A 1,650-nucleotide genomic window follows, 5' to 3' on the forward strand; every position below is an offset into this window, starting at 1 on the left:
ATGATCCTCCCAGAGTCACCTGATTCATTTGTTTCCTGAGCTGCTCATAATTGTTAAAAAAAAAAAAGTTGGGATGATTGTGCCGAAGAGAGGCGATCGCCCCTCTCTGGCATGATACAATTGTTACCCGCAGAGTGGGCACTCCTCAATGGCCCAGTCCATCCACTGTGCCGAGCGGAGTTCTATTGCCGTTCCCCTCTCCACACCATAGACATTCATGTAGAAGTCAAGCAGCCATTCTTCAAGAACGATATCTTCAAAGAGCTCGGGATACGCTGCCTTTGCTATCACCATCACATCTATTGGATACTCAAGCCTCTTTGCGCAATTGCAGGGAGTCCATGGCCAGGCAACGACACGCTGGTTCTTCACGGCAGTCAGTTCCTGTAGGTTCTGGTAGTAGGGTGCTGAATACAGCTCAGAAGGCGGGTGATACCCATTTGCTGTGCAGAGTACAATTACATCCGGATCAATGCTCAGAAGATGCTCAGCGGAAACAGTTTTGAAATAGCCAGGTTCTGCATATGCGTTCTTCGCATGCGCTATCTCCTCAATGAAGTATGATTCGATCGTGTCAAGGCCAAAGACCTGTCCGGAACCACCAGCATTCCGTGCAGTCGGAGAAAGACCGAGCACAAGAACACGTGGACGCTCCTCCATTGGAATACCCTTTGTCCTGCCATAGATAAGGCCGACCTGATCTTCAAGATACGCAGCAAGTGTGGAAGCTTTGTCCTTCTTTCCAAAAACCTCCCCGATGATCAGGATCTCGTCAGTCATCTTCGTGAGATCCGGATCTGTATATGCGGGGGGACCATAGATTACAACAAGAGGAATACCGAGAGACTCAATGGTGTTAATCGTTTTTGTGACAGATTCATCTCCTATATGGCGGACCGTGCATGAACCGACACGGAGGATCACGACATCTGGATTGAGGGAGACAAGTGATTCATAATTCAGTGCCGCTCCGGACTCTGCAACCCGCGGGATATCGATAATCCAGGGGTTCAGGTAGGTAACCGGATTCATCCCATCACGGTACCAGTATGACTCTTCATGAATCGTTGGAAACTCATAATGGAATATACGCTGAATACATGAAGAACCGACACCAACAAGCGTCTCCTCGACACCAAGATAGGTCATTGTACCCTCGATCATTCCATCCGAAACGGTTACAACCCGCTCTATATTCACCGGAACCTGCACCTCAACACCGCGGGAGTCAACGACTGTGCGGTAGCCGGAGTCTGCTGGTGCCGGTGATTGATTGCTATCAGCTGATCCGACACATCCTGCAGAGAGCAGAAGGGCGATCAGGATGACCGCCACAGATAGGAAGATTTTGTTTTTCATAGGTAACACCAGAGATTTGTTCATTGCTCAATACCCGATACAGCTCGGTCGACAGGATAGCTCATATGCATCCATTCACCTTCCACCAGATCTTCACCCGCTTCGTCATCCCTGACTGGATGAACTCATCACCATTCTGAACAAGTGATCCTTTCAGGTACTCCATCAGGATCTTCTCCTGCTCCGGGGTTTGGATGCCGTACTGATCCCGGTACTCGTCAACAGCCGCTACGATATCCCGGAATCTCCTGACATGATCCATATCCGCAGTCTCGACATTCGGGTAAATTC

General features: G+C 49.5%; 1 protein-coding gene and 1 pseudogene. Both read right to left on the minus strand.

All coding sequences use genetic code 11. The features are described from left to right. Positions 1-123: 123 nt before the first annotated feature. A complete protein-coding gene (locus tag QCH34_RS12255) occupies positions 124-1,359 on the minus strand; it encodes an ABC transporter substrate-binding protein (RefSeq protein ID WP_300334549.1) in 1,236 nt (411 codons plus the stop codon). A 61-nt stretch (positions 1,360-1,420) separates the two neighbouring features. After that, positions 1,421-1,650: pseudogene (locus QCH34_RS12260) on the minus strand (class I SAM-dependent methyltransferase); the annotation flags it as partial.

The organism is Methanocalculus sp. (genome assembly GCF_029762515.1).
In the GTDB taxonomy this organism is placed as follows: Archaea; Halobacteriota; Methanomicrobia; order Methanomicrobiales; family Methanocorpusculaceae; genus Methanocalculus.

Excerpts from the sequence above, each read along its gene's own strand:
- QCH34_RS12255 (WP_300334549.1), bottom strand. The coding sequence starts at position 1,359 with ATGAAAAACAAAATCTTCCTATCTGTGGCGGTCATCCTGATCGCCCTT.